Annotated in this window: 18 protein-coding genes; 8 read left to right on the forward strand and 10 right to left on the reverse strand. The window is 43.5% G+C overall.

Annotated elements, in window-relative coordinates; genetic code table 11:
* Positions 1–16 precede the first annotated feature (16 nt).
* Positions 17–2,893, forward strand: a complete 2,877-nt coding sequence (gcvP, locus tag JGUZn3_RS08545; RefSeq protein ID WP_203413125.1) for an aminomethyl-transferring glycine dehydrogenase — start codon at positions 17–19, stop codon at positions 2,891–2,893.
* Between the two features lie 94 nt (positions 2,894–2,987).
* Here gcvP and JGUZn3_RS08550 read toward each other — a convergent pair whose 3' ends face one another.
* Positions 2,988–3,452 carry an MlaD family protein gene (locus JGUZn3_RS08550; RefSeq protein ID WP_203413126.1) on the reverse strand — a complete coding sequence of 155 codons (465 nt, stop codon included), beginning with the start codon at positions 3,450–3,452 and terminating at the stop codon, positions 2,988–2,990.
* A gap of 140 nt (positions 3,453–3,592) precedes the next feature.
* Here JGUZn3_RS08550 and JGUZn3_RS08555 point away from each other — a divergent pair, with 140 nt between their 5' ends.
* Positions 3,593–4,447 (forward strand): undecaprenyl-diphosphate phosphatase, encoded by an 855-nt coding sequence (locus JGUZn3_RS08555; protein WP_203413127.1) that lies wholly within the window; start codon positions 3,593–3,595, stop codon positions 4,445–4,447.
* Positions 4,448–4,524: 77 nt separating this feature from the next.
* Here the strand turns inward: JGUZn3_RS08555 and JGUZn3_RS08560 are convergent, their stop codons facing one another.
* The 3 genes from JGUZn3_RS08560 to glmU form a co-directional block, all read right to left on the reverse strand.
* On the reverse strand, positions 4,525–4,674 hold the full coding sequence (locus tag JGUZn3_RS08560) for a DNA recombination protein RmuC (protein ID WP_203413128.1): 150 nt from the start codon (positions 4,672–4,674) through the stop codon (positions 4,525–4,527).
* 372 nt (positions 4,675–5,046) lie between these two features.
* Positions 5,047–6,870, reverse strand: coding sequence for a glutamine--fructose-6-phosphate transaminase (isomerizing) (gene glmS, locus JGUZn3_RS08565; RefSeq protein WP_203413129.1), 1,824 nt, complete (start codon positions 6,868–6,870; stop codon positions 5,047–5,049).
* A complete protein-coding gene (gene glmU, locus JGUZn3_RS08570) occupies positions 6,871–8,220 on the reverse strand; it encodes a bifunctional UDP-N-acetylglucosamine diphosphorylase/glucosamine-1-phosphate N-acetyltransferase GlmU (protein ID WP_203413130.1) in 1,350 nt (449 codons plus the stop codon).
* Positions 8,221–8,351: 131 nt separating this feature from the next.
* Between glmU and JGUZn3_RS08575 the strand changes: the two genes are divergently transcribed.
* Positions 8,352–9,050, forward strand: a complete 699-nt coding sequence (locus JGUZn3_RS08575) for an HAD-IA family hydrolase (protein WP_203413131.1) — start codon at positions 8,352–8,354, stop codon at positions 9,048–9,050.
* A 142-nt stretch (positions 9,051–9,192) separates the two neighbouring features.
* Here JGUZn3_RS08575 and JGUZn3_RS08580 read toward each other — a convergent pair whose 3' ends face one another.
* On the reverse strand, positions 9,193–10,008 hold the full coding sequence (locus JGUZn3_RS08580) for a DUF3108 domain-containing protein (protein WP_203413132.1): 816 nt from the start codon (positions 10,006–10,008) through the stop codon (positions 9,193–9,195).
* Positions 10,009–10,241: 233 nt separating this feature from the next.
* Here JGUZn3_RS08580 and JGUZn3_RS08585 point away from each other — a divergent pair, with 233 nt between their 5' ends.
* Positions 10,242–10,916 (forward strand): DUF421 domain-containing protein, encoded by a 675-nt coding sequence (locus JGUZn3_RS08585; protein ID WP_203413133.1) that lies wholly within the window; start codon positions 10,242–10,244, stop codon positions 10,914–10,916.
* A 77-nt stretch (positions 10,917–10,993) separates the two neighbouring features.
* On the opposite strand, the gene JGUZn3_RS08590 is transcribed toward JGUZn3_RS08585, so the two are convergent.
* Positions 10,994–12,031 carry a mitochondrial fission ELM1 family protein gene (locus JGUZn3_RS08590; RefSeq protein ID WP_203413134.1) on the reverse strand — a complete coding sequence of 346 codons (1,038 nt, stop codon included), beginning with the start codon at positions 12,029–12,031 and terminating at the stop codon, positions 10,994–10,996.
* 124 nt (positions 12,032–12,155) lie between these two features.
* Between JGUZn3_RS08590 and JGUZn3_RS08595 the strand changes: the two genes are divergently transcribed.
* Entirely contained in the window at positions 12,156–13,163 is a 1,008-nt protein-coding gene (locus tag JGUZn3_RS08595; RefSeq protein ID WP_203413135.1) for a M14 family metallopeptidase, read from the forward strand.
* A 56-nt stretch (positions 13,164–13,219) separates the two neighbouring features.
* On the opposite strand, the gene glyA is transcribed toward JGUZn3_RS08595, so the two are convergent.
* Positions 13,220–14,509 (reverse strand): serine hydroxymethyltransferase, encoded by a 1,290-nt coding sequence (gene glyA / locus JGUZn3_RS08600; protein WP_203413136.1) that lies wholly within the window; start codon positions 14,507–14,509, stop codon positions 13,220–13,222.
* Between the two features lie 263 nt (positions 14,510–14,772).
* Between glyA and JGUZn3_RS08605 the strand changes: the two genes are divergently transcribed.
* The 3 genes from JGUZn3_RS08605 (at position 14,773) to JGUZn3_RS08615 (ending at position 18,229) form a co-directional block, all read left to right on the forward strand.
* A complete protein-coding gene (locus JGUZn3_RS08605) occupies positions 14,773–16,230 on the forward strand; it encodes an amino acid permease (protein ID WP_203413137.1) in 1,458 nt (485 codons plus the stop codon).
* Between the two features lie 56 nt (positions 16,231–16,286).
* Complete coding sequence (gene hemB, locus JGUZn3_RS08610; protein WP_203413138.1) at positions 16,287–17,285, forward strand: porphobilinogen synthase; 999 nt, start codon at positions 16,287–16,289, stop codon at positions 17,283–17,285.
* A gap of 173 nt (positions 17,286–17,458) precedes the next feature.
* Positions 17,459–18,229, forward strand: coding sequence for an arginyltransferase (locus JGUZn3_RS08615; protein WP_203413139.1), 771 nt, complete (start codon positions 17,459–17,461; stop codon positions 18,227–18,229).
* A 55-nt stretch (positions 18,230–18,284) separates the two neighbouring features.
* Here the strand turns inward: JGUZn3_RS08615 and parC are convergent, their stop codons facing one another.
* From parC to JGUZn3_RS08630, 3 genes are read right to left on the reverse strand one after another with little or no spacing between them, the layout of a single operon-like run.
* Positions 18,285–20,513: a DNA topoisomerase IV subunit A gene (gene parC, locus JGUZn3_RS08620; protein WP_203413140.1), complete on the reverse strand. Its 2,229-nt coding sequence runs from the start codon at positions 20,511–20,513 to the stop codon at positions 18,285–18,287.
* Positions 20,514–20,566: 53 nt separating this feature from the next.
* Entirely contained in the window at positions 20,567–21,352 is a 786-nt protein-coding gene (locus tag JGUZn3_RS08625; protein WP_203413141.1) for an MBL fold metallo-hydrolase, read from the reverse strand.
* Positions 21,352–22,137, reverse strand: a complete 786-nt coding sequence (locus JGUZn3_RS08630) for a TatD family hydrolase (RefSeq protein WP_203413142.1) — start codon at positions 22,135–22,137, stop codon at positions 21,352–21,354. Before JGUZn3_RS08630 ends, JGUZn3_RS08625 begins: the two co-directional genes overlap by 1 nt.
* Positions 22,138–22,170 lie beyond the last annotated feature (33 nt).

Genomic DNA, 22,170 nt, shown 5'->3' on the forward strand with positions numbered 1-22,170 from the left:
TGCAAGGATCGATATCATGTTGAATTCACCAGATAAAAACCTATGGCAGAGCGTGCCAATGAGCATACAAAATTTTCCAGACCGTCACATTGGCCCCTCTCCTGTTGAAATTGCAGAGATGCTCAAGGAGATTGGGCTTGAAAACCTCGAGCAACTGGTGGATGAAACTATTCCCTCTTCCATCCATCAAGGTCAGGATGTTCCCCTTTTTAACGCTTTAAGTGAAGAGGAAACGCTAAAAAAGGTTAGGGAAGTAGCCGCCCGCAATAAGGTCTTATTTTCGATGATTGGCCAAGGGTACTACAATACTGTTCTTCCTCTTGTGATACAGCGTAATATTCTTGAAAATCCTGCGTGGTATACAGCTTACACCCCTTATCAGCCAGAAATTAGCCAGGGCAGGCTAGAGGCTTTACTGAATTTTCAAACTATGGTCTCAGATCTTACAGGGTTGGCAGTTGCGAATGCCTCCTTGCTTGATGAAGCCACAGCTGCTGCCGAAGCTATGGCTTTGGCTAGAAAGGTCAGCCGTTCTGATAAGAATATTTTCTTTATAGATGAGGATTGCCATCCGCAGACAATTGCCGTCATCAAAACCAGAGCTGAAACTGCAGAAATCGACATTCAGGTGGGATCACCCAAAGAGCTCAATCCTGTTTCTGTTTTTGGTGCTCTTTTCCAATATCCAGGGAGCTCAGGGCAGGTTGAAGATTATTCTTCAACGATCAGTTCGCTTCATGAAAACCACGCCATTGCCTGTTTGGCAGTGGATCTCCTTGCTATGACATTACTAAAATCTCCAGGAGAATTACAGGCTGATGTCGCTATTGGTTCTGTACAGCGCTTTGGCCTTCCCTTAGGGTTTGGCGGACCCCATGCGGGTTTTATGGCGGTTAAAGAGGAGTATAAACGAGCCCTTCCTGGAAGGATCGTTGGTGTTTCTGTTGATAGCCGTAAGCAGCCTGCCCTACGCCTGGCGCTGCAAACTCGTGAACAGCATATTCGCCGGGAAAAGGCTACATCTAATATCTGTACAGCCCAAGCGTTGCCAGCTATTTTGGCTTCTATGTATGCGGTATGGCATGGGCCAGAAGGGCTTCACGTTATGGCTAGCCGTATTCATACCCTAACAAAAACCCTGGTCGCGGGGTTAAGGCTTTTAGGGTACGATATTAAAAATAGCACATTCTTTGATACTATTACTGTAAAGACAGATGGTTATACCGAAGTCATTTTACATAACGCCTTGCAGGCAGGGATAAATCTACGCCATTCCTCTCCAGAGAGTATCGGTATTAGTTTTGATGAAAAAACTACCCCTGATCATATTCACACTCTATGGCAATGTTTCTCTCTTAAGAGTGAAATCGCAGCAGAGACAATAGAGTCTCAGTTAGGTGCACTCCCTTCTGTTATTCCAGACTCTCTTCAACGGAGTCTTCCTTATCTTACGCATCCAGTATTTTCCTCACACCGTTCTGAAACGGCGTTATTACGGTATATGCGTACTTTATCAGATAAGGATCTTGCCCTCGATCGTACCATGATACCGCTTGGGTCTTGCACGATGAAGCTAAATGCCACCATAGAGATGCTTCCCCTCACATGGCCTGGTTTTAGTGATATCCATCCCTTTGTTCCCGATGATCAATCTGCTGGATATCGGGAGATGATTGCGGATATGGAAAAAAAATTGTGTCTTCTCAGCGGATATGATGCCATTTCCTTTCAGCCTAACTCTGGAGCTCAAGGAGAATATGCGGGTCTTTTAGCCATCAGGCACTATCATCATGCCAAAGGGGATTTTCACCGCACGATTTGCCTTATTCCTTCCTCAGCTCATGGGACCAATCCTGCTTCAGCCCATATGGCTGGGATGGATGTTGTGGTGGTAGAGTGCGATCAGAAAGGAAATGTTGACATTAGCGATCTAAAGGCCAAAATTGCCCAACATCATCAAACGATAGCAGCCATTATGATCACCTACCCATCGACACATGGGGTTTTTGAAGAATCTATCAAAGAGATCTGTGCCCTTGTTCATCAGGCTGGCGGGCAAGTTTATCTAGATGGCGCCAATATGAATGCCCAAATCGGGATTTCACGTCCTGGAGATTATGGGGCGGATGTAAGTCATTTTAACCTGCATAAAACCTTCTGCATCCCGCACGGTGGTGGGGGGCCTGGTATGGGGCCGATTGGGGTTAAGAAACATTTAATACCTTATCTTCCAGAAAAACCAGAAAAGGGCTCGGGTTATGCTGTTTCCGCTACCCAGTTTGGTTCTGCGTCCATTCTGCCAATCTCATGGGTTTATATGTTGCTTATGGGGAGTGAAGGGTTAAGAAAGGCTACAGAAATAGCTATTTTGAATGCCAATTACATTGCCAGTCGGCTTAACCCATTTTTCCCCGTGTTATATAGTGGAGAAAGAGGGCATGTCGCCCATGAATGTATTATTGATTTACGACCCTTGAAGCAGGCAACGGGCGTAACCGTAGAGGATGTTGCCAAACGATTAATGGATTTTGGTTTCCATGCACCAACGGTGAGTTTTCCAGTTGCCGGAACCCTCATGATAGAACCAACAGAGTCAGAAAATAAGTACGAATTGGATCGTTTTTGTGATGCGATGATTATGATCCGTAAAGAAATTTCTGAAATCGAGAATGGAACCCTTAAGGTGGAAGAAAGCCCGCTTCGGCATGCCCCTCATACTGTGCGAGATGCCACAGAGTCTCTTTGGGCTAGGCCATACTCACGAGAAAAAGCTTTTCTTCCTGGCACCATACCTCCTGGAGCTAAATATTGGCCCCCTGTTAACAGGGTAGATAACGCTTATGGTGATAGAAACCTGATCTGTTCTTGTCCTCCAATGGCCGCTTATAGCTAAAGATCTGCTCTAATGGGGCACATAACAATTTTATATGTGTCCCATACTCCTTTTTTCATAGTTTAGCCTGTTTTTTCAGATTCTTTAATGAAGATTAGTTATCTTCAGGAAGGCCGCCATTGCCAAAAATATAATTGCTAATTTGCTGCTCAAGGCTTGCTGCATCTCTTGTATTGGTAACAGTAGCATTTTCAGAAAGCATTTTGGTAGAAGTTCCAGGTCGGATAAAAACCCCATAATCAGATGTCATGGTGGCACTGTCGATATCAAACCGGCTATCATCGGGAATTTTTAAAGATTTATTAATAAACAGGATAACATCGGCCATATAACTGTTTTTATCAAGGGTGATTTGATCCACCATCCCTACAGTGACCCCTCCAATTAAAACAGCATCGTGGGGTTTCAGTCCATTGGCAGAAACAAAACGGGCATGTAATGGGTAAAGATCGCCATGAACTTTAACCTGGGAAGTTTTCGCATAAAAGCAAAACAGGCCTGCAACTAGAATCACTAGGCTACTAAACGCAATTGCACTTTTACTATGGGCCTGTGCCATTTATGGGTTTCTCCTTCTCAAATCCAGCCAAATCATTATAGGCACTTTTCAGCATGATGAAGCTCTGATAGACAATCTTATAAAGGAAATAGTTTTTTATGACTATTAGATAAATTCAAATAAACGAAGGCGTAAGTTCTATGGGTTTCTTTCAAGGTGTCATCATTGCTATTTTACAGGGGATGACCGAGCTTTTCCCCGTAAGCAGCTTAGGGCATGCAGTCGTCGTTCCTGCATTATTTGGATGGCATGTTGACAGACATGATGAGGCCTTCTTGCCATTTTTGGTGATGCTCCATCTGGGGACGGCAGTAGCCCTTTTACTCTTTTTCTGGAAAGATTGGGAAGCCCTTACCAAAGGGGCATTAGGGCATTATGGCCAGTTCCACCAACGAGAAAGTTGGCATATCCTTTCACTTCTGGTTATTGCTACCATTCCAGCAGTTATTATTGGAGCTATTTTTGAATCTCTTTTACGGTCACTCTTTGGTACCCCCGACATTGTCGCCTTGTTACTCATCTGTAACGGGCTGGTATTGCTGATTGCTGAGAAAATAAAAAGCCGATATGATTTTGAAAAGCGTACCCCCCTGCCCTCCATTGCCCAACTTACCCATCGAGATGCCTTATTTATTGGCTGTTTTCAGTGTGCAGCTTTTTTGCCAGGGATTTCCCGTTCAGGAGTCACAATTGTTGCGGGATTGTTACGAAAACTCGACCATGAAATGGCCGCGCGTTTTTCATTTTTACTGGCATTACCCATTATTTTAGCCGCCTCTGCACATGAGGGCTTTAAGGCAGTGCGTGTGCAAATTGCCTTTTCACAATGGGCTTTAGCGGGCTTCTGCTCAATTTTGGCTGCGATTACAGCTTTGCTGAGCACAGCCTTTTTAATGAAGTATTTTAAAAATAACGATAAATGGGCCCTGACCCCTTTCGCTCTTTACTGTATTGGCTTGGGATTCTTCAGCTTTTTAGTATTGGCGATATTTTAAGGTTTACTCTTAATAAAGGGTTTTTCTAAGATAGAGAGACTAAGACGTGATTTTATTTGATAGCAACAAATTTTCTGTTAACGGCCCACTACCAGAATTCTGTGAAAACGATTGAGTTCATTAAAAAGTCCGGCCATGCGAGAAACTTCGGCATACAAACCATCCGTTGGCAAATAGAGAAGGACAAAATCAACCGTAACAGGGGAAACACTATATTTGCTCGCCATTTTTGCCTCTGAACGTACAGTGCTTTTCTGTTCTATGTTAGGCTTTGTTAATTTTATATTAGCGAGGCTAAGAAATTTTTCTTTATTAAGACCAAAAAAATTAGAATGGTCTTATAAGAAGAGCACAAACTGATCAATCTGTTTTACGGTTGTATGTGAAGGTACAATTTCAACAGAGCTTGGATTCAACATCATTCGGAGAGTGCAAAAGGGTTTCTGCCAAAAACAGCTTAACCATTTGTAAGAGCGCTAATAGGCTTCTTTATCAGTTATGAACACGTCATTAAATATTAAAAAACTGCTTTTCAGGGCATAATAATTGTAGAGAACCAAAAAGCAGTTTTTCATTTCTTATCTATTCTACGGCTACATCTATTCTACTGTTACAGATTTTGCCAGATTTCTTGGTTGATCAACATCGGTGCCTTTCTTGATAGCAACTTCATAAGCTAAATATTGAATGGGAACGGTATAGATGATAGGGGCTACAAAAGCATCAACCTCTGGGAGGATAATACATTGTTCGGCCACGGTTTGAAGGCGCTCAGCCCCTGCTTGATCCGTAAAGACCAAAAGCCGGCCACCACGGGCCTTGGCTTCCTGTAAGTTAGAGGCGATTTTATCAAACTGTGGGCCAGAGGGTGCAATAGCAATAACGGGAACAGTTTGGTCAATCAAGGCAATGGGGCCATGTTTCATCTCTCCCGCCGCATAGGCTTCGGCATGGATATAGGAAATCTCCTTAAGCTTTAAAGCCCCTTCCAAAGCAAGGGGGAAAAAACTTCCACGGCCGAGATAAAGAACGGTTTTGGCATCAGCAACAAATTCTGCCATTTGTTGAATCTCTTTTTTCTTGACAAATATCTGAGAGATCTTGCTGGGCAGCTCCAAGAGATGATTAACCATTTCCTCTTCCTGGAGAGGGTCGATCTTATTATGGGCCCGTGCCAATGCAATGGCTAGGCATGCCAGCACCGAAAGCTGGGCAGAGAAGGCCTTGGTGCTGGCAACACTAATTTCTGGGCCTGCGACTGTGCCAAAAACATAATCACTTTGGCGGGCAATGCTGCTTTGGTCCACATTGACGATGGAGACAATATGCTGTTCATTTTCTCTAAAGGTTTTTAGGGCAGCAAGGGTATCGGCCGTCTCCCCTGACTGGGAAACCAGAATACCGAGGCCCCCTTTTTCCATCGGGGGATTACGGTAGCGTAACTCACTTGCTACGTCGATATCAACGGGAATACGGGCATAATTCTCAATCCAATAACGCCCAATCAAGCCAGCATAAAATGCTGAGCCACACGCTGAAATGCTAACACGGTGGATGGAGGATAGATCAAATGGCAGGTTTAAAGGAACAATCCTATGGGTGGTCGGGTCGATAAAGCGCTGAAGGGTTTGGCCTACAACAACCGGATGCTCGTGGAGTTCTTTTTCCATATAATGGCGGTAACCATCTTTGCCAATGGAACCAGCTGCAAGGGCGGTGGTTTTGATTTCTCTTTCAACTGGATTACCATCCATTGTGTAAATGGTTGCATCATGCTGTGTCATCACCACGCAATCACCATCTTCCAGGTAACTGATTTTTTGCGTAAGCGGAGCAAGGGCGAGGCTGTCAGATCCTAGGAACATTTCCTTTTCTCCGTAGCCAATCACCAGGGGAGCCCCATGGCGGGCCCCAATCACCATATTGTCGTATCCAGCAAAAATCATAGCAAGAGCATAGGCCCCCCGAAGGCGTTGAAGGGTTGCAATCGCTGCTTGCAGAGGGGTTTTCCCCTGTGTAAGGTAGTAATCCAATAACTGGACAACCGCTTCACTATCTGTATCAGTCCTAAAAATCTGGCCGGCTTCGGTCAGCTCTGTTCTAAGCTCTTCATAGTTTTCAATGATACCGTTATGGACAATACAGACTTTATCCGTCATGTGCGGATGGGCATTAATTTCAGTCGGAGCCCCATGGGTGGCCCATCTGGTATGGCCTATGCCGGTATGGCCGGGCAAAGGCTTTTCTTTTAGGAGCTTTTCTAGATTATCCAGTTTGCCAGCTACACGCCTTCTTTCAATACGGTCTGTCACTAAGGTGGCAATGCCAGCTGAATCATACCCCCTATATTCCAGGCGGCGTAAAGCTTCGAAAATAATTTGTGTTACAGGGGTCTGGCTAATAGCCGCAACAATTCCACACATTTAGGGTGTTCCCTCTTTCTTTAAGATGGATTTTTTATTCCGGAAGTCTGTAGCGCGATTTTGAATATTGGTTTGTCGAGCACGACCAAAGGCCATAGCGCCTTTCTCGACGTTATGGGTAATAACGCTTCCTGCTGCGATAATGGCCGAATCCCCAACACTGACAGGGGCGACCATAACAGAATCAGAACCCACAAAAACATTATTTCCGATAATGGTTGTATGTTTGGAGTAGCCATCATAATTACATAAGATAGTGCCAGCACCAATATTAGTGCCACTGCCTATGTTGGCATTTCCTATATAGCTGAGATGATTGATTTTTGTTTTCTCAGCAATACGAGCACTTTTAATTTCTACAAAATTGCCAATATGTGCCCCCTCTCCTACTTCTGACTCGGGACGAATACGAGCATAAGGCCCTATAATGGCCTGGCTATGGATAATACAATTTGCGAGATGACTGAAGGATTTAATCTCGACATCCCTATGAACGACCACACCCGGCTCGAAGACCACGTAGGGATGGATTATCACCCCTTCTGCCAGCTCAGTATCACTACATAAAAAGACGGTATCGGGGGCAATAAGCCTTACCCCGCGGGCCAGAGCCACTTGCCGCAACCTTTTTTGCAAATAATGTTCTGCCTGGGCAAGTTCGCTTCCTGAATTAATGCCCTGTAATTCTTCTGCCGGAGCCTCAACGGATTTAACCTGCTCTCCGTCTTTTACCGCCAAACTAATGACATCGCCTAAATAATACTCCCCTTTGGCGTTATGATTTTCTACCCGGCCTAGCCAGTTGGCCAGTTTTTTGGCAGATGCACTAAGAACCCCCGCATTACATAAGGTAATTGCACGCTCTTCTGCTGTAGCATCCTGCCATTCAACAATACGCTCAACAAAACCATCTCTTTCAATCACACGTCCATAGTGTCCAGGCTCTTTTGGGCGCATGGCAAGAAGCGCCACTGAGACGGTACTATTTTGGCGAACCACCATAAGATTGCGCATGGTTTCTGCCGAAATTAAAGGGTTATCCGCATAAAGAATAGTCACATCTCCCTCTCCAAAAAAGGGAGCCGCTTGTAAGGCAGCATGAGCTGTTCCTTTTCTTTCTTGCTGAATGACCACCCTATAGGGAGCGGCCAGCCTGGCCAATTCATCCATCTCTGGGCCAAGAACAACAATAATATTCTCATAAACCTGGCTGGCTGAATGTAATAAATGTTCCAGCATGGTTTTGCCGGCCAAGGTATGCGCAGCCTTGGGCCGAGAAGACTTCATACGAGTTCCAAGCCCTGCTGCCAAGATAACTGCCGTTGTATTTTTCAGGGGAGGCTTATTCATAATAGTATTGCATATTCCCATGTTTTAAATATTCTATTTAATCCGTAAGAACTGTATAAAAGCCTTTAATAAAGAATTCTATAGCTGTTTTTTAGAACTTTCCATTCACATCGCGTTACGGAATACTGCATATGCTTCACACCACAGCTCCTCTTATGGTTTTTGATCTGGATGGAACCCTTATTGATAGTTTACCAGACCTAACCGTAGCCGCTAACCATATGCTGGAAAGTTATAACCTTCCCCCGCTTTCTGACACCCAGATAAGAGCTATGATAGGAGATGGGGTAAAAGTTTTAATTAGAAAAATCCTCTCAACGGCAAAATCTGTTTCAGAAGAAGAATTGCCCACCCCCCTGATAGAGGAAGCAACACGTCGCTATATGGCGTATTATACGCCCCACTCTACAGACCTTACCCATTTGTTTCCCCATACCCATTCTACCTTACAAAACTTAGCTGAAAAGGGGTGGGCTATGGCTGTTTGCACCAACAAACCCGTTAAAGCGGCAGAGACTATTCTCCAACATTTAGGAATAAATTCCTTTTTCTCTACTGTCTCTGGTGGAGATAGCTTTCCCCATATGAAACCCCATCCAGAGCACTTGCTTGGTACAATCCAGAAAATCTCTGGGGATATCCGTAAGACAATTATGGTCGGCGACCATTATAACGACCTTTTTGCAGCACGAGATGCAAAAATCGCTGGCAGTATTTTTGCCCAATGGGGGTATGGACGCAAGGAAATGGAAAAGGAAGCGACTTTGGTAGCTCAGACCATAACAGACCTGCCAACATACGGCCAAAAAATTCTAGAACAAAGAGATTAAAGTCCCAATACTCAACTACCTTCCTTAACGGCTCGACCTTGGCCATTACAGAAACAGGATGATGAGCACTAAAATAGCAGAGGCAGAGTTTGGCCTATGATTTTTAGTTTATTATTTTTGGTCTGTTATTTTTTGAATTCCGTTACTCTTTCTGGAGGATAGCGAGGATATAACCCAGTTTTGGATGATGAAACTCTACCCTGACCGGTATTTTTCCATAACTTCCTACAGGTTGAAACCATGCCTTACCGATTTGAGGTTGACGCAATTTTTCCAGATTAGGGGAATCTTTTATAAAACCCTTAATTTGTTGGCCTACAAAATCACACTCCAAAGCTTGTCCTGTATACTCATTTCTATCGTCTTCAGGGATTTGCACATTTCCTTGTGTTGTAGCCTTCATGGTGGTTAGGCGCACACCATCAAACAATGTTACAACACCATTACAGGTATTTTGTGTTTGTACCTTATGTAAAAGAAGGGCCATTCCGCTGAGCATATCTATTGTATGCTGCATTTCTGCGGAGGAAATTTTTTCCCGATCCGGATCATCAGGGGGAGTGATAAGTTTTACACTCGTAATATTATGATCAAATCCTAAAACGGTATGGCGGAGCGTACCTCGAGAATAGCCAGAGCTATCATAGGAGACGGGCTGTAAGCTTCCGTCATTTAAAAACCGGCCACTGGCAGTGGTATAGGTATCAATATGAACAAAAAATCCAAAAACCCCAATCGTATGCAATCGAACTTGACCGGTGTAGCCCCAATCTGCCAACCTGTATTGGGCATTTAAGTCTAGAACATGGAACCCTTTATTATAAACAGCATAGACCAGCTTTACCGGTTCAGAAGTTGAGGAATTTTTAGGAGCGGCATAAGAGGGAGAAGTTAATGGAACAGTCCATAAATAAGAAAAGCCAAGAAAGAGAACCCATGCTGTTTTTTTCACTTTCATCCCTACTCCCTAAACCTTTATAACTCTCTACAAATAGCCTCTTACAATAAAGGCACCTCTCCCCTTTATTTCAAGCACTGCTTTAAAAGGGGCACAGATTTTGGATTAACCCTATTGTTTTTCCAGATAGAATAAAATTAATTTTTTCTTAAAATTATGTTGACGGTCTGTAAGGTTTGTAGGCACAGAAAGTATTCTGATAAACTGAGTTCTATTATACTGAATCCCACATTATGCCTTCAACTTATATTCTTGTTCGTCTTATCATAGATATGGTCTGTATGACCATCTATATGCGCTTATATGGCAGAAAATTTATGTCGATGGTTAACCCCATTGACCTGATAAACATGATGGTCATTGGGGCCATTATTGGCGGGATTATCTATAACCCCAATGTACATCCGCTTTCTATGATTATGGCGTTGCTTTTATGGGGTGGGCTTAATCACCTTTTCGAATATCTTAGGCAAAAAAACCCTCTCCTGCAAAGTTTAACTCAAGGGGAATATATACGGCTTATTACCAAGGGCCGAATTGTCCAGGATGGGCTATCCCGGTCGGGGTTAACCTTAGGAAGCTTAAGAATACAATTGCGAATGAAAGGGATTTTTTCCCTCATGGAGGTAGAGCATGCCCAGATAGAAATTAACGGGCAAATTACTGTAAAAACCACAGGCATAAGTTATTTTTCTACCATGCTCATTAATGAAGGCCAGATTGAGCTCAACGGAATACGAGAAATTAACCGTTCCCGCGAGTGGCTGGAAAAACTGATTTCTTGTCAAGGCTATACAGAGATAAAAGATATTTTCTATGCAGAATGGATAGAAAACCAAGGGCTTTATATTATCAACCATGTTGGCAGTACTAATATGGTGGTTCTTCCTAATAATCTGGCTGCCTAGTCTGGCTGTAAGTGATCAATAATACTGGCTCTTAAGAAAGCGCTCTAGTAAGAAGGCACTCTAGGAATCCTTATTTTCTAGGGATTTCCTATTTTTAAGACTTTTTCTTTAATATATTCAACTGCCATATCTGTATCATCCAATTTCTCTGCCGGCCAAATATGGAGCTGGCCTTCAAAGAGACGAATTCTTCCTATCTTCAGTAAATATTCAAGGAACAGCTTAATTCGGCGAGATTTTCCCGGAAGTTCAATAATATAAACAGGGGCTTGAGTGGCAACGGCTTCTGAAACCATGGAAACACTATCCATTGTTACCATTATGCAATCTGCACAGGAGAGAAGACCAAAATATGGGTTCTCTCCTTGCATATCCCAAATCCATGCTCCTAAGGGACCAAGCTTTTTTTGTAAAATGGCGATAACTTTGGGGTCTGTTCGTCGAGACGGTGTAATAACCAGTCCAGCCTGCTGTTCCTGCATAATTTTTGCCAGGTCTTCTGAAAGTTTTTCAGCCTCCTTGGGGCCAAAAGAGTATCTTCCATTATTCCCACCCAGTAAAACAGCAATAAGAGGTCTGGGATAAATTGCCAAACGGGCATCCCATTTTTGTCGTTCTCTCTCCAGTACCGTTTGAGAAACCCTATGCATTGCTGTGCGGGTTAAAAGAACATTGGGGCCTGTAATTTCGTCGTGATAATTGGCAATCACCACATCAAATGGCTCCAACGATTGGCGAGGATTTTGAATTTGTATAAGTAAATGGTTGTTTTTTGAGGTCTTTTTTATGGCACTTCCTACTCTTCCACCAGTACCGCCAACGCTGATAATGTAGGGTGCTAAGCCCCTATCACCTGGTTGAATGGTCTTGTGAGGGTTGATCCAGAATTGTGAAGGAATTTTTCTGTATAAAAAGCGCGGCGAGACAGGAACAAATGTTGTTTCCAGCTGGCAGCGTTCTGCTACGCCAAGCCCTTGTGAGCGCATGCCAGCGAGATCAAGACAGATAAGGCTGGCTTTACCATGAGCCTGTGCCTGTGCAACAGACTCCCCCGATGAGACGTTATGGTTCTGTAGCTCCCGAGAAAGAATTAATTCAACGTTTTTTTTACGCATTAATGATATTTCTCCAACCTTAAAATGCCCTCTTTCTGGGAATTTACTTTTACTTTATTATTACCTAGGTAATACGATTATTAACTAGGTAATGTGCTACATTATAAACAGAATATGTGTTTCTATGTTTTTACCCCTTTGTGCCTCAACATCTTCAACGGTTAATCTATCACATTTCTCCTCGCTTCTGCCAATGCCTGATCTCTCAGCGTGGAAGAGTGGAAATATGGGGGTGAGTGGCGTTATCCAAATGAAGGGAAATCTCCCTGGCCCTCATATTGGGGTATTTTCTTTGATGCATGGCAATGAATATAGCGGAGCCATAGCACTCGATGAGTTATTACGAGGGAATTTTCAGCCCTATCGTGGCACAATCAGCTTTGCATTTCTTAATATTTCTGCTTTTGAATGTTTCGATCCCCTCTCTCCCCTCATGGCCCGTTTTGTTGATGAAGACATGAATCGTCTATGGAGTTACCCCATATTACGCAGCCATCGACAATCAACGGAATTAAACCGTGCACGGGAGCTTCTTCCTTTTATTGAAAGTACAGATATTGTCATTGATTTACATTCAATGCTTTGGGGTGGTGAAAGAGCCATTCTCTGTAATAGAGCTAAGAAAAATCGTCTTCTTGCAAAAAAAATAAATGCTATTCCCCTTATTATCACAGATAGTGGACACACCCATGGCCCCAGGCTGATTGATTTTGAACATTTTACAGAAACTGGCCCAGCCCAGGCTTGCCTTATAGAGGGGGGGTATCACTGGAGCAGAAAAACAGTTAATACCCTAAAAGACCTCGTAAGTCATTTTCTGAATTGTGCAGTCACCAACCTTTCCTCTCAAGGGCCTGCACGAAAAAACAACCCACATCACTCTACCCTCTCTGAGGTTTCAAAACCCGTACGTTGGGCTGATGTTACTCATATTATAACAGCCAATACCAATATGTTTGAATTTGTAAGACCCGTAAGAGGAGGCGATATTATTGCCAAAAAAAATACCCTTCTGGCTTTTGATGGTAAATGGCCAATTTACACCCCTTATAATGACTGTATGATTGTGCTGCCCAACCTTATGCCCTCTAAAGGGCATACTGCCTTGAGAATGGCCATTATCAAGGAATAAAATCCTATTAAATCAAAAATGATAGGGGATACTCCCCTATCGATAAGCTATGATGACTATGAATAGATAGGAAATTGTTGGCACAAGGTATGGACCTTGCTCAGAACAGCCCGTTCAACAGCTGAATTATCGCCATCTTCTCCTACTTGTGCAAGAGAGGTCAGCACATCATTAATCATGTGGCCAATTTCTATGAATTCCTTCTTTCCAAACCCTCTGGTAGTGGCTGCTGGGCTTCCCAGACGAATGCCAGAAGTAATGGCTGGTTTTTCAGGATCATAAGGGACTGCATTCTTGTTTGCAGTAATACCGGCGCGTTCCAAGCTGTGTTCAGCTGCTTTTCCCGTGACCTTTTTGGGGCGAAGATCCACAAGGAGTAAATGGCTATCTGTCCCGCCAGTGACGAGGTCGAACCCGCATTTTAGCAAAGTGTCGGCGAGAGCTTGGGCGTTATCGACCACAGCTTGTTGATAGGTTTTAAAGGCAGGGGTTAAGGCTTCGGCAAAAGATACGGCTTTTCCAGCAATAACATGCATCAGTGGGCCCCCTTGCAGGCCTGGGAAAACGGCGGAATTCACCTTTTTGGCAATATCTGTATCATTGGTTAAAATTAATCCCCCTCTCGGGCCCCGTAAGGTTTTATGAGTAGTACTGGTGATAATATGGGCATGGGGAATGGGTGAAGGATAAAGTCCTGCTGCCACCAGGCCTGCAAAATGGGCCATATCCACCATAAAGTAAGCGCCGACTGCCTCTGCGATTGTTCTTATTTTTGGAAAATCAATGATTCTTGGATAGGCCGACCCACCGGCAATAATGAGTTTCGGTTTTTCTTTATGGGCAAGCATTTCAAGCTCTTCATAATCAAGCTGTCCATCTTTCTGGCGTACACCATATTGTACTGCATTGAACCATTTGCCTGAATAATTTGGAGCTGCACCATGGGTAAGATGGCCGCCTGCAGCAAGGCTCATCCCCAGAATAGTATCTCCTGGTTTAATAAGAGCCATAAAGGCGGCTTGGTTAGCATTAGCACCAGAATGGGGTTGCACATTGGCAAATTGAACCCCAAACAATTCCTTGGCCCGTTCAATGGCAAGGGTTTCGATTTTATCGACATCCTGACAGCCTCCATAATAGCGCCGCCCTGGATATCCTTCAGCATATTTGTTGGTTAAGACACTCCCTTGGGCTTGCAATACAGCTTTAGAAACAATGTTTTCGCTTGCAATCAGTTCTATACCATTTTGTTGGCGTTTCAGTTCAGCCTTAAGGGATTCGGCTACGGCGGGATCTGTTACTTCAACAGTGTTATTAAAAAAAGCGTGTATATCGGTTTGGGTCATGGAATACCTGTAAAATCCTAAATAAAGACGGCACAGCCAAAATTTTTAATTATTTTTACACCGGTTTGTGGGATGAATCATTAAAAAAATGATCTCTAGAAGGGTGTTTCTATGGTCATTGTTCATCCCTACACAAGAGAAATATATTTCTAGATAATAAAGTTTGTAATAACTAAACTTTATGGATGATGAATCCTTTGTTTTTTGTAAAGAACATGCCATAACCCTACACAAATATTTGATTAATAAGAGAGTAAATATCCATGCCTCAACTAGGGTTCTTACGTACAAGTCTTGCCCCGCTATTCAGGCGCAAATCTATCACTGAACGTGGGCTTTCTACAGGGTTAAAAAGGAACCTTACAGCCAAACAATTACTGGCGTTAGGGGTTGGGGCAACGATTGGCGCAGGTCTTTTTTCTATCACGGGGGTGGCGGCTGCTGAAAATGCTGGGCCAGCTGTAGCATTAGCCTATTTGCTCGGTGCTATTGTGTGTAGCTTTATAGGGCTATGTTATAGCGAATTGGCTAGCATGATCCCCATCGTGGGAAGTGCCTATACCTATACCTATATTGCTCTGGGAGAACTGGCTGCATGGGTTATTGGTTGGGACCTTATTATGGAATATGCGGTTGGTGCTGCCATCGTTGCGGTAAGCTGGTCGCGATATGTGGGCTCCATTCTGCATTCCTGGGGGGTTTACTTTCCTGTAAAACTTACGGCCTCCCCCTTTGAGACCGTAACCCTGTCTGATGGGAGTGTAGGACAAGGTATTATCAACCTGCCGGCCATATTGGTAATCTGCTGCCTCTCCTTAGTGCTGATCCGTGGTATTAGCCACTCTACCCGGCTCAACACTGTTATGGTTATCATTAAACTCCTGGTTATTGTTTTGGTGATCTGCTTTGGTTTTTATTATATAAAACCTGCCAACTATATCCCCTTCATTCCTGAAAATACCGGTGAATTTGGACATTTTGGGTACTCTGGTATTTTGCGTGCAGCAGCCACAACTTTCTTCGCCTATATTGGGTTTGACGCTGTCTCAACAGTGACGCAAGAAGCCAAAAATCCTTCACGAGATATGCCTATCGGCATTCTGGGGAGCCTGGCCGTTTGTGCGGTTGTCTATATTACATTTTCATTGATCCTCACTGGGTTGGTTAACTACAAGGATATGCTCAACGATGCAGCTCCCGTAGCCACAGCCATCGATCAAACCTCTTTTCCGTGGTTAAAGGTGGCTGTAAAGCTTGGTGTTCTTTGTGGATTCACCTCTGTACTTTTGGTGATGCTCTTAGCTCAAAGCCGTATTTTTTACTCCATGGCAAAAGATGGGCTTTTACCCCGTTTATTTTCTGAAGTGCACCATGCCTGGCAAACACCATGGCGTTCCAATATGTTTTTTATGGTGATGACCAGTTTGCTGGCAGGCTTTCTTCCTATCGGGGCCTTAGGGCGAATGATTTCTATTGGAACCTTACTTGCCTTTGGGATTGTTTGTTTTACAGTGCTTATTCTTCGCTTTACCATGCCAGACATCAAGCGCCCCTTTAGGGTTCCCGGCGGAATTATTATTCCGATCCTCGGAATATTCAGTTGCCTTCTCATGATGCTTTCCCTTGGGGTCAGTACATGGTCTTGGCTTGTTATTTGGTTAGCTGTTGGAATTGCCTTATATTTTTGTTATGGTTATAGACATAGTAGGCTTCGTTCCTAAATTTTATTGGCCATAATACACTATAGATTTTATTATAATTTCAAGAGATTTGATCAATGTTTTCCTATTCAGGACGCTATCCCCTGGCCCGTTTACGGCGTAATCGTACAAATGCCAATATCCGTAGTCTGGTCGCAGAAAATTATTTGAGTGTTAAAGACCTCATTTGGCCTGTTTTTATTATGGATCATCAGCAGCAGGAAAAGATTTCCTCCATGCCAGGGGTTAAAAGAACCACCCTAGATGAGCTTGTTGCCTATGTTGAGCCTGCCATTAAACTGGGTATTCCTGCCCTTGCTCTTTTCCCCCTAACCGATAAGGCAAAAAGAGATGCTATGGGAAGTGAATCTTATAATCCGCACAATTTAATATGCCGTGCAGCGCGTACCATTAAAGCCCATTTTCCAGATCTTTTGCTGATTGGGGACGTTGCCTTAGATCCCTATACCGATCATGGGCATGATGGCATAATAAAGAACGGCGAAATCCTGAATGATGAAACAGTAGAGGTTTTAATCAAGCAGGCCCTTAATCAAGCAGAAGCAGGGATTGATACCCTAGCCCCTTCCGATATGATGGATGGTCGGATTGGTGCTATTCGTGCAGCTCTAGATCAAAACCATTATACAAACACCCGTATTATGTCCTATGCGGCTAAATATGCCAGTGTATTTTATGGACCCTTTCGTGATGCCCTCGGCTCTGGTGGGCTCCTGAAGGGAGATAAAAAAACCTATCAAATGGATCCGGCCAATTCCGATGAAGCACTTCGGGAAGTGGAAATGGACCTAGCGGAAGGGGCAGACATGGTTATGGTTAAGCCGGGGATGCCTTATTTGGATATTCTACGCCGCGTTAAAGAGAATTTTGGAGTCCCAACATTTGCCTATCAGGTTTCAGGGGAGTATGCCATGCTCATGGCAGCGATCCAAAATGGATGGCTGGAAAGGGAAAAAACAGTTCTGGAAAGCCTATTGGCGTTTAAACGCGCTGGAGCAAATGGTGTTTTAACCTATTTTGCCCTGGAAGCAGCAGAATATCTGACTCAAAAATAGTAACTATTTCTGCATAGCTGTTATTTTTAATAAAAAAATAATAAAAAAATTGAATTTATAATCCCAAACCTTTTAAACTTTAAAAAGTTATCACCCCACATAACCCTTATAAAGGGTTAGAAGGTTGGTTTACTGTTTTATTATGTGGATTATAGTTTTTAAACAAGTTGCAGATGAATACTTATTTTCTCCTCTACACAAGACAGTTTTATACGACGCTTCCCGCGCCGTGTCCGTACTTGCCTGGCCAGGTAGAAAGAAAAATTATTACCGATCTCTCCGGCCATGATAGTATTCTTCTTAATAATCATTTTTCCCAAGCAGGCTTTAGAAGAAGCCATACCATTACTTACGCACCCGCCTGCCCAAAATGTAATTTATGTCTTTCCCTGAGAATTAAAACCCAAGAATTTCTTGCTCATAGAACCCATCGGAAAATTTTAAAAAAAGGCAATAGGTTCCTGAGCTGTCATATTAGGGTTCCTCAAGCCACTGACGAGCAGTACCAGTTATTTCTTGCCTATCAGAATTACCGTCACCAGCAAGGTGAAATGGCCGTGATGACATATCTGGAATATCAAAGCATGATTGAAGATTCTCCAGTACATACTTATGTGGCCGAATTTCGGGATTCCCACAATATTCTCGTAGCAGTAAGTTTGTTTGACGAATTAGAAGATGGCTTTTCAGCTGTTTATAATTTTTTTGTCCCTGAATATTCCGACTGTTCTTTAGGAACTTATATGATCTTATGGTTGATCGAGTTAACAAAAGGGCAGTATTTACCTTATACTTATTTGGGCTATTGGGTTCCTTACAGTTCCAAAATGTCTTACAAGGACTCATTTCAACCTTATGAAGTCTATCTTCAAGGTAAATGGCAAAATGAAAGTAAAGGAAAAATTCTTTCTATTATAGAAGAAGAAAAAAATACTCTTTTATAAACGGTCTATAAATTATAAACAGTTTATAAGGCCTTATAAAGATACAAAATTAATTTTACAGTATCCATTTTTTCCAGGAAGTCGGAATTTTTCTCCCCTTGGCAGCCCTTTTAAAGCAGAAATCCCTTAATTCGGAAAAAGTCTTAAGTGGGGCCTCTTCTGACCACTGTAAACCTTTCTGGCTATCAAATGTCCTTATTGATTTAACCTGATCATCAGCAGTGATCATTTTCTGAAGGATGACCCCTACGCCTTTTGTAAGCACGGGAATATGCTCAAGAGGAAAAATAACCAAATCATTTCTGGTGGAAAGAATAGCTACCTGATCTCCTGTTGCTTTTTGGCAAGTAAAAGCTTTTTCTTCTTTTTTTAGTGTTAAGATCTGCTTACCTGTGCGTTTCTCTGCTTGTAAGATAGCACCTTGCACCATAAACCCTCTCCCAGAGGTCGAGGCAACGAGATAAGGGGTTTCTCCGGTTTCAAGGGGAAATGCTGTCACGATGGTTTCATCATTAGCAAGATCGACCAGAAGCCTTATCCCCTGCCCATCTCCACGGCCTCTCGGCAGTTCTCCAGCAGATAAGCTGAAAACCTTTCCCGCACTGCTAAAAATGCCAATCCTGTCTGTCGTTTCGCATTCAATCTGGAACTGAAGGCGATCACCCTCTTTGAATTTGTGGTTTTCAAGGTTGAGATTATGACCCTTTAAAGCCTTGATCCATTCTTTTTCTGTAATAATGATGGTAATGGGTTCTTTTTCAATATCATCAATCACTGTCAGGTCAATTGGGGTAGGAACAGCCCCAAACCCCGTCCGTCGGGCAGAATAAGGATTTTTTTCTGAAGAGAATTTTTTTAACCCTTCTTTCAGCTCCTTTCCAATACTGGCCCACTGCAGTTTTGTATCTTTAAGGAGTTTGTTCAGACTTTTCTCTTCAAGCAAAAGTCCTTCATGTTCTTTTTTAATTTCTAGTTCCTCAAGCTTGCGCAAGCTCCGTAACCGCATATTTAAAATGGACTCAGCCTGAATCTCCGTAAGGGAAAAATGCCTTATCAGCTCCTCTTTAGGTCGTTCAGAGTCACGAATGATACGAATAACCTCATCCAGGTTAAGGTAAACCGCTAAAAACCCATCGAGAATTTCAAGCCTTCTTACGACAGCATGCAAGCGAAAATGGCTCCGTCTGAGCAATACGCTATGCCGATGGTCTAACCAGGCTTGAAGGCATGCTTTAAGGTTCATAACCGCTGGAACATGATTGGCATTTAAAACATTCATGTTAACGCTAAACCTGGTTTCAAGCGCTGTTTGCCTGAAAAGGGTTTCCATTAACATGTCTGGGGCAACATTTTTGTTTTTGGGTTCAAGAACCAGGCGGATTTCATCAGCACTCTCATCACGAATATCTAAGAGGAGAGAAAGACGTTTTTTTTCAAGAAGATCAGCAACTTGTTCAATAAGGCGGGATTTCTGGACCTGATAAGGAATTTCAGTAACCACCACCTGCCAGGTACCAAAACGGCCTTGCTCTACTTCCCATCGGGCACGCAGGCGCAAATACCCTTTTCCTGTCTCATAAATCTGGCGGAGATGCTCTTTTTCTTCTACGATGATCCCACCCGTAGGGAAATCTGGCCCGGGAACAAGTTCTGTGAGTGTATGGTTTTCTATGTCTGGCTTTTCAATCAACGCTATGGCAGCCTTGTACAGTTCTGCAGCATTATGGGGAGGAATGCTTGTGGCCATACCAACGGCAATTCCCGAGGCACCATTGGCTAAAAGATTGGGAAAAGCTGCGGGTAATACATCGGGCTCATTTTCCTCTCCATCATAGGTGGGATGAAAATCAACTGCATCTTCATCAATATGCAATAGCAGGGCTTGGGCTACCTCGGTTAGTCGAGATTCCGTATAGCGCATGGCCGCTGCGTTATCTCCATCGATCGAGCCAAAATTTCCTTGACCTTCCACTAAGGGATATCTTACGGCAAAGTCCTGGGCTAGGCGAACCAGGGCATCATAGACGGAAGAATCCCCGTGGGGGTGAAACTTACCAATCACATCCCCAACAACACGGGCACATTTTTTAAACCCTGTATCGGGATGGAGTTTAAGCTGATACATAGCATAGATAAGGCGTCTATGTACGGGCTTTAACCCATCACGGACATCCGGTAACGAACGTGACATAATGGTAGAAAGCGCATAGGCAAGATAACGCTCGCTAAGGGCATCAATCAGCGGTACATTCTGAATCCGGTCTGGTAAGGTTTTTTCTGTCATGGCTTGGTCACTTGCAGGTCGTAGAGTATGATTTTAAAAATATTTGGGCCATTCTAAACGTTAAACACTAACCCATCGTAAGCCGGTTCAATCGTGGGGGGAAGATTCTGTTTCAGCCAATCCCAATCCATATCTGTTCCCATATGGGTGAGAAGGGTAAGCCTAGGCTTAATCTGCTTATGCCATTCAAGAACCCTTCCTAAATGGGCATGGGCCGGATGCTCCTCGCGCTGAAAGCAATCTACCAGCCAAATATCCACACCGTGAAGAATGTCCAAAGCCTGTTTGTTCAACCTTACCACATCGGTAGAATAGGCAAAATTTCCACAACGAAAGCCTAATGTATCAACTCGACCATGGTTTTGAAGGAAAAACTGCAAGGAAAAATCGGCAATGGTTTTTGTTGTCCATGCCTCTATGAGATGTTTATGAACAACAGGGGCAAAAAAACCAGGAGGCTTCCATGGACGAAAAGCATAGGAAAATCGCCGTTCCAACTCCTCCATCACAGTTTCAAACCCATAGATATTGAGGGGTTTATTCATGTAACGGTTCACACTTCGCAAATCATCCAATCCGGCGATATGATCAGCATGGGGGTGAGTATAAAGCACGCCATCAAGCCGTGCAATACCAGCCCTTAAGAGCTGGTAGCGCAAATCTGGCCCTGTATCAACCAAAAGCCTGTTTCCTGACTCACCTTCCAGAATGATCGATGAACGAGATCTTTTATTTTTTATTTCCTGTGGGTTACAGGCACCCCAATCTCCTTTTTCATCATGGCCCCCCACCATGGGAACCCCTGCTGACCCTCCACATCCAAGGACAATGACCCTCATCAGCTGCGTGCCTTTTTAAACAGATTAAAAAAATTATCGGTGGTTAATGTCTGCACTTCTTCAAAACTTATTTCTAAGGTCTTGGCTAATATGCGAGCCGTATGGGCGACATAGGCGGGTTCATTTCTTTGGCCACGCTTAGGAACTGGTGCAAGGTAGGGAGAGTCTGTTTCAACCAGCACCCTTTCATGAGGAATATGCTTGGCGATGTCACGAAGAACTTGGGCTTTTGGAAAAGTTAAAATCCCTGAAAAACTGATATAACCCCCAAGGGCAATTGCTGTTTCTGCTAAATCAGCTCCTGAGGAAAAACAATGTAGAAGAAAAGGAAAGGCCCCCTTCTCCCTCGTTTCCTCCTGGAGGATTCTGGCCATATCCGTATCCGCATTACGGGAATGAATAATAACGGGCAAACCAGTTTGACGGGCAGCATCGATATGGCAGCGAAAAACCTCTTCTTGTTTGAGGTAAGCTTCTGGGCCACTATGGAAATAATCAAGCCCGCATTCTCCAATACCAATAACGGTATTTTCCTGTGTTAGAGCAATAATGTCTTTTACAGAAAAATCGGGGGTCTCTTGGGCATGATCGGGGTGAGTGCCAACAGAGCACCATATTTTCATGCCCTGAGAATGTCCAGCAAGGGCAATCTGGCGTGAAGCTTCAGAAAGCCTGGTTCCAATCGTTACCACCCCTTCTAGCCCTGCTTCTTGTGCATTGGCCAGGAGCTGGGGTAACTCCTCGGGGGAGAAATGATCCAGATGGCAATGTGAATCAATTAACATAAACAAAAGATCCCCTGCATTCTTACACCTTTC

Source organism: Entomobacter blattae (genome assembly GCF_014672835.1).
Taxonomy (GTDB): domain Bacteria; phylum Pseudomonadota; class Alphaproteobacteria; order Acetobacterales; family Acetobacteraceae; genus Entomobacter; species Entomobacter blattae.

Coding starts and splice junctions, on each gene's coding strand:
- gcvP (WP_203413125.1), top strand. CDS start 17: ATGTTGAATTCACCAGATAAAAACCTATGGCAGAGCGTGCCAATGAGC.
- JGUZn3_RS08550 (WP_203413126.1), bottom strand. CDS start 3,452: ATGGCACAGGCCCATAGTAAAAGTGCAATTGCGTTTAGTAGCCTAGTG.
- JGUZn3_RS08555 (WP_203413127.1), top strand. CDS start 3,593: ATGGGTTTCTTTCAAGGTGTCATCATTGCTATTTTACAGGGGATGACC.
- JGUZn3_RS08560 (WP_203413128.1), bottom strand. CDS start 4,674: ATGGCGAGCAAATATAGTGTTTCCCCTGTTACGGTTGATTTTGTCCTT.
- glmS (WP_203413129.1), bottom strand. CDS start 6,870: ATGTGTGGAATTGTTGCGGCTATTAGCCAGACCCCTGTAACACAAATT.
- glmU (WP_203413130.1), bottom strand. CDS start 8,220: ATGAATAAGCCTCCCCTGAAAAATACAACGGCAGTTATCTTGGCAGCA.
- JGUZn3_RS08575 (WP_203413131.1), top strand. CDS start 8,352: ATGCTTCACACCACAGCTCCTCTTATGGTTTTTGATCTGGATGGAACC.
- JGUZn3_RS08580 (WP_203413132.1), bottom strand. CDS start 10,008: ATGAAAGTGAAAAAAACAGCATGGGTTCTCTTTCTTGGCTTTTCTTAT.
- JGUZn3_RS08585 (WP_203413133.1), top strand. CDS start 10,242: ATGCCTTCAACTTATATTCTTGTTCGTCTTATCATAGATATGGTCTGT.
- JGUZn3_RS08590 (WP_203413134.1), bottom strand. CDS start 12,031: ATGCGTAAAAAAAACGTTGAATTAATTCTTTCTCGGGAGCTACAGAAC.
- JGUZn3_RS08595 (WP_203413135.1), top strand. CDS start 12,156: ATGTTTTTACCCCTTTGTGCCTCAACATCTTCAACGGTTAATCTATCA.
- glyA (WP_203413136.1), bottom strand. CDS start 14,509: ATGACCCAAACCGATATACACGCTTTTTTTAATAACACTGTTGAAGTA.
- JGUZn3_RS08605 (WP_203413137.1), top strand. CDS start 14,773: ATGCCTCAACTAGGGTTCTTACGTACAAGTCTTGCCCCGCTATTCAGG.
- hemB (WP_203413138.1), top strand. CDS start 16,287: ATGTTTTCCTATTCAGGACGCTATCCCCTGGCCCGTTTACGGCGTAAT.
- JGUZn3_RS08615 (WP_203413139.1), top strand. CDS start 17,459: ATGAATACTTATTTTCTCCTCTACACAAGACAGTTTTATACGACGCTT.
- parC (WP_203413140.1), bottom strand. CDS start 20,513: ATGACAGAAAAAACCTTACCAGACCGGATTCAGAATGTACCGCTGATT.
- JGUZn3_RS08625 (WP_203413141.1), bottom strand. CDS start 21,352: ATGAGGGTCATTGTCCTTGGATGTGGAGGGTCAGCAGGGGTTCCCATG.
- JGUZn3_RS08630 (WP_203413142.1), bottom strand. CDS start 22,137: ATGTTAATTGATTCACATTGCCATCTGGATCATTTCTCCCCCGAGGAG.